Raw genomic sequence first — 6,699 nt, 5'->3', positions numbered from 1 at the left:
GCGCTCGCCCTGCTCGCCCTCGGGTGACGCACGATTCTCCTTCTGCGTGGGCAGCGCTTCTCCCTTCTCGTGGACCGTGCCTCGCGAAGGGAGAATCTCTGCCCCTCAGGTCGCCGTCGCCACCCGTACCCGGTTGCCGTCGGGGTCGGTGACCTCGCACTCCCGCGCCCACGGCACCTGCTCGACGTCGGCGCCCAGGTCGGCGGCGATCCGGTCGACGTCGAGCACCCACAGGTAGACCAGCGCCGGCCCGGGCGCGTCGCCCGTGTGCTCGGACAGGTACACCCGGCACCCGTCGCGCACGACGCCGACGAACCGCGGCAGACCGGGCTCGAAGACGTGGCGGAACTCCTCCGCGAACCCGAGCCGCGTCCACCAGGGCAGTGACGCGTCGACGTCGAGGACGCGCAGGATCGGGACGGCCTGGACGGGCGGGCGGCTCATGGGGACGAGCGTCGCACGACAGCGTCAGGCGGTCCAGGGGTCGACGAGCCGGATGCCGGTGCCGTCGAAGTCGGCGACGTTCCGCGTCGCGCAGGTGGCGCTCGAGACGCGGCAGATCGCGGCGATCTGCGCGTCCGCCGTGTGGATGGGACGACCGTCGCGCTCGCGCATCGCCAGCACCTCCGCGTACTCGCCGGCAGCGGCGTCGTCGAACGGCAGGATCGCCCGCGTCTCCCGGTACGGGGCGACCGCCGCGTCGATCGCGGCCGAGAGCGTCGTGCGGCGCCGACCGGCCGGCAGCCTGCGCACGCCTGCCAGCAGCTCGGCGAGCGTGACCGCCGTGATGGCGACCTCGTCGGTCAACGACTGGAGCCACGCGAGCACCCGCTCGTCCGGCTGGCGCCGCAGAGCCTCGGAGACGACGTTGCGGTCGAGAACGATCACTCGAGGTCCGCCGCGCGGGCCTGGTCGGTGCGGCCCGGCAGCTCGACGTCGTCGAACCCGCCCGCCTCCTGCCCCGCCTGCAGTAGCGCGAGCCCGATGTGGGGGCGCCGGGTCGCGCGCGTCAGGATGTCGCGCGCCTCGGCCTCCATCGACCTGCCGTTCTCGCGCGCCTGCGCGGCGAGACGCTTCTTGACGGACTCCTCGAGCCCGCGGACCACGATCGAGGTCACCGCGACCACCTACCCTTCGCTGCTATCAACGATGATAGCAGCGAGACGCGACCCGCCATCCGTCGACGCGAGCCGGCCAGCCGTGCTCGACCTCGACCATCCGTGGCTCACACGTTGAAGCGGAACTCCACCACGTCGCCGTCGGCCATCACGTAGTCCTTGCCCTCCATGCGGACCTTGCCGGCGGCCTTGGCGTCGTTCATCGACCCGGCGGCGACGAGGTCGTCGAAGGAGACGATCTCGGCCTTGATGAAGCCCTTCTGGAAGTCGGTGTGGATGACGCCGGCGGCCTCGGGGGCGGTGGCGCCCTGCTTGATCGTCCAGGCGCGCGCCTCCTTCGGGCCCGCCGTGAGGTAGGTCTGCAGGCCGAGGGTCGCGAAGCCGACGCGGGCCAGCGCGTCGAGGCCCGGCTCCTCGACGCCCATCTCGGCGAGCATCTCCGCACGCATCGCCTCGGCCTCCTCGTCATCGCCGAGCTCGACCAGCTCGGCCTCGCTCTTCGCGTCGAGGAACACGGCCTCGGCGGGGGCGACGAGGTCGCGCATCTTCTGCTTGAGGGCCTCGTCGGCCAGCTCGTCGGCGTCGCAGTTGAACACGAACAGGAACCGCTTCGCGGTCAGCAGGTGCAGGTCACGCAGCAGCGCGAGGTCGAGACCCGCGTTCAGCACGCCCGTGCCCGACTCCAGCGCGGTCTGGGCCTTGCGGGCCTCCTCCAGCTGCGCGACGAGCTCCTTGTCCTTGCGCGACTCCTTCTCCAGGCGCGGCACCGCCTTCTCGACGGTCTGCAGGTCGGCGAGGATCAGCTCGGTCGAGATGGTCTCGATGTCGCTGCCCGGGTCGACCTTGCCGTCGACGTGCGTGACGTCCTCGTCGCGGAACACGCGGGTGACCTGGCAGATCGCGTCGGACTCGCGGATGTGCGACAGGAACGCGTTGCCCATGCCCTCGCCCTCCGACGCACCGCGCACGATGCCGGCGATGTCGACGAACTGGACCGTCGCGGGCAGGATCTTGGCCGACCCGAAGATCTCCGCGAGCGTGTCGAGCCGGGAGTCGGGGACGCCGACCACGCCGACGTTCGGCTCGATCGTCGCGAACGGGTAGTTCGCCGCGAGGACGTCGTTCTTGGTCAGGGCGTTGAAGAGGGTCGACTTGCCCGCGTTGGGGAGTCCGACGATGCCGATGCTGAGTGCCACGAGGCACCAGCCTACTGGTGCGGGGCGAGGGTCCCGACCGCCGGGAGAGGCAGGGCGAAGGCACGCAGCGTGCGGTCGTACCAGTCGTCGCGCAGGCCGAGGTCGCTCATGCCGAGCCGGCGGCAGACCGCCTGCGAGGGTGCGTTGTCCGGATGCGTCACCGCGACCACGCGGGGCAGCCCGGCCGACGCGGCGCGCTCGAGGAGCGCCGACGCCGCCTCGGTCGCGTAGCCCCTGCCCCAGGCGCGCGGGTGCAGGTGCCAGCCGACCTCCCAGTCGCCGGCACCGTCGCCGTGCTCCCGGCCCGCCGAGGCGGGGATCGGCACGAGCATCACCATGCCCACCGGGGGCAGCGCCTCGTCGCGACAGACCGCGAGGACACCGGCCGCCGGGTGCGAGCCAGCTCGTTCCGGCATGCGCGCGATCCGCGCCTCTGCCTCCGCGACGTCGCGCATGGGCTCGCCGGTACCGCTCCACCGAGCCACCTCCGGCAGCGAGAACCAGCCGAACAGCGCACCGGCGTCGTCCGGCTCGAAAGGCCGCAGCAGCAGCCGCCCCGTCCGCAGCACAGGGCTCGCGCTCATGCCGGGCCCTCGACCACGTGCTCCGGGCGGAGCAGGAGCAGACGACTGGTCCCGCCGTACCAGGGGTCCTCGCGCTCACCGAGGTCGTCGGCACCCAGACGTCGCGCGACGGCCAGCGAGGGAGCGTTGTCGGGGTACATGGTGACGGTCAGCGCCTCGTGGCCGGCCTCGAAGGCGGCGGCGGTGAGTGCCCCGGCGGCCTCTGTCGCGTAGCCGTGCCCGGCACTGTCGGGGTGCAGGTGCCAGCCCGTCTCGTACTCGCCCACGAAGCCGCCCTCGAGGCGCTCCAGCCGCGCCACGAGCACGCATCCGGCCACGTCGCCGCTCTCGCGCACCTCGACCGCACGCCAGGCCTGCCGCGGGTCGTCGGCCTCCTTCGTGCGCACCTTCTCGACCCAGGCCAGCGCTGCCTCGAGGTCGGGCATCGGGACGAACGGCGGGTTGTCGAGCCAACGGATGACGTCGAGCCGCGACAAGGTGTCAAGCACCCGCGGGGCGTCCGCGGCCTCGTACGGCCGCAGCAACAACCGCTCCGTCTCGACGCGGTCGGGAAGCATGCGCCGAGCCTATCCGCGCCCTGCGGGCGTGGACGCCGGTGCGACGATGGGCCCATGACCGTCATCAAGATCAACGCGATCACCGTCCCCGCCGAGAACGGCGACGAGCTGGCGCACCGGTTCGCCGCCCGCGCCGGTGCCGTGGACGGGTCGGAGGGCTTCGAGGGCTTCGAGCTGCTGAAGCCGACCGACGACCGCGAGCAGTGGCTCGTCGTCACCCGCTGGCGCGACGAGGAGTCGTTCCAGGCCTGGCTGCAGTCCCCGGCGTTCGCGCACGGGCACCGGTCGGAGTCCGAGCGTGCCGGCGGCGAGGAGCCCAAGCCGGTCGCCTCGCACAGCGAGCTCTGGAGCTACACCGTCGCGGGCGGCTCGCCCGGACACGCCTGACGCCCGCCGTTCCAGCGCGTTGCCACGGTTCTGTCGGCGTCATGGCCTAGCGTCGGGTCCATGGCCGCCACCGTGGCAACCACACGCGTCGGGCTGGCCCCCAACGACGTCGGGGCCCGCCGGACGATCCTGCTCGCGTTCGTGGCGCTGCTGCTCGTCACGCTGCTCGACGTCAGCACCGACGGTCGGCTCGGTGCGGTGTTCTCGGTGGGCTTCGTGCTCACCGCGGTCACCGTGCCGCTCGCGATCGACGTCCGCTCGCTGCTGCCCGCAGGCGTGCTGCCACCGATCCTGGCTCGCGCTGCTGACCATCGTCGCGCGCATCCTCCTCGACCCGCACCACCCCCGCCGCACCCGCCGGATGCGTTGACGTGGAGGAGTACCAGCGGCTCAACCGAGCCATGTGGGACAGCCGCGCCGCGCGACACGCCGCCTCGACGTCCTACGACCTCGACCGGTACCGCCGCGACCCGCACGCCATCAGCGACGTCGTCCGCTTCGACCAGCCGCGGCTCGGCGACATCACCGGGCTCGACGTCGTCCACCTGCAGTGCCACATCGGCACCGACACCCTCAGCCTGCACCGGCTCGGCGGACGCGTCACCGGCCTCGACCTCTCCCCCGCCTCCCTCGACGAGGCCCGACACCTCGCGGCCGACGTCGGTGCCGAGATCACCTACGTCGAGTCCGACGTGCACGCCGCGCCCGACGTCCTGGGACGCGGCGCCTTCGACGTCGTCTACACCGGTATCGGCGCCGTGTGCTGGCTCCCGAGCATCGACCGCTGGGCGGCCACCGTCGCGGCGCTGCTGCGCCCGGGTGGACGCCTGGTCTTCCGCGACTGCCACCCGATGCTCGGCACGCTCGAGGTCGTCGACGGGCGGATCGAGATGGTCTACCCGTACGCCGAGCACGTGCGGCCGTTGGTCTTCACCGACACCGCGTCCTACGTCGACCCCGACGACCACTCGCTGCCGGGGCTGCCGTCGCACGAGTGGTCGCACGGCCTCGCCGAGATCCTCACCGCGCTGCTCGCCCACGGGATGACGCTGGAGACCGTCCTCGAGCACGACTCCGTGCCCTGGGTGCCGCTGCCCGGGTTCATGTCGCCGCACCCCGACCTCCCGGGCGAGCACCGGCTCACCGACCGACCGGAGCGGCTCGCGGCCAGCTTCACGATCGTCGCGATGCTCAGCCGCTGAGGGCGTCGAGCACCTTCTGCACGCGGCGCGCGCGGGTGTCGTCACCCTTCGCGTCGGCCACGCTGCGAGCGTGCTCCTTGCGTCGCGACGGGGCCAGGGCGTCGAAAGCGGCCCGCAGACCGGCAGCGTCGAGCGCCTCGGCCAGGGCCGCAGGCACCTCGACCTCGCGCGGCGCGTCGTCGGGGCGCAGCACGACGTCGACCTCCTGCCCCACCTCCACACCGAGCTCGGCGCGCGCCGCCTTGCTGAGGCCCACGAGGTTCTCGCCACCCATGCGGGCGAGCCGCAGGCGCGCGGTCGAGGCGCCGATCGTCACGACCACGGGGAAGGCCTTCGCGTCACCGAGCACGGCGACCTGCTCGTCGGACAGGACGATCGCGGCGGCGGGCCCGCGCGGCTCCAGCGTGGTCGTTAGGTGCAGCTCGGTCAAGGCGTCCTCCCGGGGTCTCCCTCAGCGTAGGGCCGGGACGGGGTCTCGCACCGCAGTTGCCCACGTCGGGCCCGCTGCCTACCGTGGGGCGGACCGGGCCCGCACCGGGCCGTCCTCGGGGGAAGAGGCCGCACCATGACCGCACGACCGACCGTCCGCGCCGTGACCGGGCTCGCCGCAGGAGCTCTCGCGGCCAGCGCGCTCGTCGCCACCACGACACCCGCCGACGCCGGGCCGCGGCCGTCGCGACCACCTGTCGCGTCGCCGACCGCCTACGGGTCCGGCGGTGCCGTGGCCTCCGTCGACGCGGAGGCCTCGAAGGTGGGTCTGGAGGTGCTGCGTCGCGGTGGCAACGCGGCCGACGCCGCGGTCGCCACCGCGTCCGCGCTCGGTGTGACGGAGCCGTACAGCGCGGGCATCGGGGGCGGCGGCTACTTCGTCTACTACGACGCCAAGCGCAAGAAGGTCAGCACCATCGACGGTCGCGAGACCGCGCCCGCCGGCATCACCCGCGACGCATTCATCGACCCGGCCACCGGCAAGCCGTACCGGTTCACGCCCGATCTCGTCTCCTCCGGCGTAGCCGTCGGCGTGCCAGGCACCCCCGCCACCTGGGAGGCCGCCCTGCGCGACCACGGTCGCTGGTCGTTGCGCCAGGCGCTCGCCCCGTCCACCGCAACCCCGAGCTGGCCCGCACGCTGTCGCTGATCGCGGCGAAGGGGCCGCGCGCCTTCTACACCGGGTCCGTCGCCCGCGACGTCGCGCGCACGGTCCAGGCGCCACCGAAGGACCCCGCGTCCGACCTGCCGGCACCTCCCGGTTCCCTGACCGAGCGTGACCTCGCGACGTACCGGGTCGACCGTCAGGCGCCGACGCACGCGCGGTACCGCGGTCTCGACGTGTATGGGATGGCCCCGTCGTCGTCGGGCGGCATCGCCGTCGGCGAGGCGCTGAACATCCTCGAGGGCTACCGCCTGGGCGGCGGCGCCCGCCTCGGCTCGTCGCTGCACCTGTTCCTCGAGGCGTCGGCGCGGGCGTTCGCCGACCGCGCGGCGTACGTGGGCGACGTCCCCGACGTCCCCGTCCGCACCCTGCTCAGCCAGCGCTTCGCCGACTCGCGGGCCTGCTCCATCGACCCCACGCAGGCGTCGCAGCGGCCGGTGGCGGCGGGAGCGCTCGACGGCGACCCCTGCACCACCCGGGCCGCCGAGGAGAAGCCGGACAC

The 6,699-nt window shown here is 73.2% G+C and carries 9 protein-coding genes and 2 pseudogenes; 4 read left to right on the top strand and 7 right to left on the bottom strand.

Translation table 11 applies throughout. The features are described from left to right. Positions 1 to 105 precede the first annotated feature (105 nt). The 6 genes from A6Q79_RS12330 to A6Q79_RS12305 all read right to left on the bottom strand — a co-directional run bounded on the left by A6Q79_RS12330 (position 106) and on the right by A6Q79_RS12305 (position 3,455). Positions 106 to 444: a glyoxalase superfamily protein gene (locus tag A6Q79_RS12330; RefSeq protein ID WP_286690112.1), complete on the bottom strand. Its 339-nt coding sequence runs from the start codon at positions 442 to 444 to the stop codon at positions 106 to 108. A 24-nt stretch (positions 445 to 468) separates the two neighbouring features. Continuing rightward, complete coding sequence (locus A6Q79_RS12325) at positions 469 to 888, bottom strand: type II toxin-antitoxin system VapC family toxin (protein WP_286690111.1); 420 nt, start codon at positions 886 to 888, stop codon at positions 469 to 471. Continuing rightward, positions 885 to 1,118: a toxin-antitoxin system gene (locus A6Q79_RS12320; protein WP_286690110.1), complete on the bottom strand. Its 234-nt coding sequence runs from the start codon at positions 1,116 to 1,118 to the stop codon at positions 885 to 887. Before A6Q79_RS12320 ends, A6Q79_RS12325 begins: the two co-directional genes overlap by 4 nt. Before the next feature lie 107 nt (positions 1,119 to 1,225). After that, positions 1,226 to 2,314 carry a redox-regulated ATPase YchF gene (gene ychF, locus A6Q79_RS12315; RefSeq protein ID WP_286690109.1) on the bottom strand — a complete coding sequence of 363 codons (1,089 nt, stop codon included), beginning with the start codon at positions 2,312 to 2,314 and terminating at the stop codon, positions 1,226 to 1,228. Between the two features lie 11 nt (positions 2,315 to 2,325). Beyond that, positions 2,326 to 2,898: a GNAT family N-acetyltransferase gene (locus tag A6Q79_RS12310; protein WP_286690108.1), complete on the bottom strand. Its 573-nt coding sequence runs from the start codon at positions 2,896 to 2,898 to the stop codon at positions 2,326 to 2,328. Further along, entirely contained in the window at positions 2,895 to 3,455 is a 561-nt protein-coding gene (locus tag A6Q79_RS12305) for a GNAT family N-acetyltransferase (protein ID WP_286690107.1), read from the bottom strand. The genes A6Q79_RS12310 and A6Q79_RS12305 overlap by 4 nt, the downstream gene beginning before the upstream one ends. Positions 3,456 to 3,509: 54 nt before the next feature. Here A6Q79_RS12305 and A6Q79_RS12300 point away from each other — a divergent pair, with 54 nt between their 5' ends. From A6Q79_RS12300 to A6Q79_RS12295, 3 genes and pseudogenes are all read left to right on the top strand, one after another. Next, on the top strand, positions 3,510 to 3,842 hold the full coding sequence (locus tag A6Q79_RS12300; protein WP_286690106.1) for an antibiotic biosynthesis monooxygenase: 333 nt from the start codon (positions 3,510 to 3,512) through the stop codon (positions 3,840 to 3,842). A 60-nt stretch (positions 3,843 to 3,902) separates the two neighbouring features. Beyond that, positions 3,903 to 4,127 (top strand): annotated as a pseudogene (locus A6Q79_RS18675) (hypothetical protein); the annotation flags it as partial. Between the two features lie 86 nt (positions 4,128 to 4,213). Next, on the top strand, positions 4,214 to 5,044 hold the full coding sequence (locus A6Q79_RS12295) for a class I SAM-dependent methyltransferase (protein ID WP_286690105.1): 831 nt from the start codon (positions 4,214 to 4,216) through the stop codon (positions 5,042 to 5,044). Here A6Q79_RS12295 and A6Q79_RS12290 read toward each other — a convergent pair. Continuing rightward, positions 5,034 to 5,474, bottom strand: coding sequence for a YdeI/OmpD-associated family protein (locus A6Q79_RS12290; protein ID WP_286690104.1), 441 nt, complete (start codon positions 5,472 to 5,474; stop codon positions 5,034 to 5,036). The two genes, A6Q79_RS12295 and A6Q79_RS12290, sit on opposite strands and share 11 nt — an antisense overlap. A gap of 135 nt (positions 5,475 to 5,609) precedes the next feature. On the opposite strand from A6Q79_RS12290, the pseudogene A6Q79_RS12285 reads away from it, so the two are divergent. Then, positions 5,610 to 6,699: pseudogene (locus A6Q79_RS12285) on the top strand (gamma-glutamyltransferase); the annotation flags it as partial.

The organism is Aeromicrobium sp. REDSEA-S32_B7, from assembly GCF_001626145.1.
GTDB lineage: Bacteria > Actinomycetota > Actinomycetes > Propionibacteriales > Nocardioidaceae > Aeromicrobium > Aeromicrobium erythreum.
Note: the sequence above shows the minus strand (reverse complement) of the source record. Positions and strands in the feature narration are given on the sequence as shown.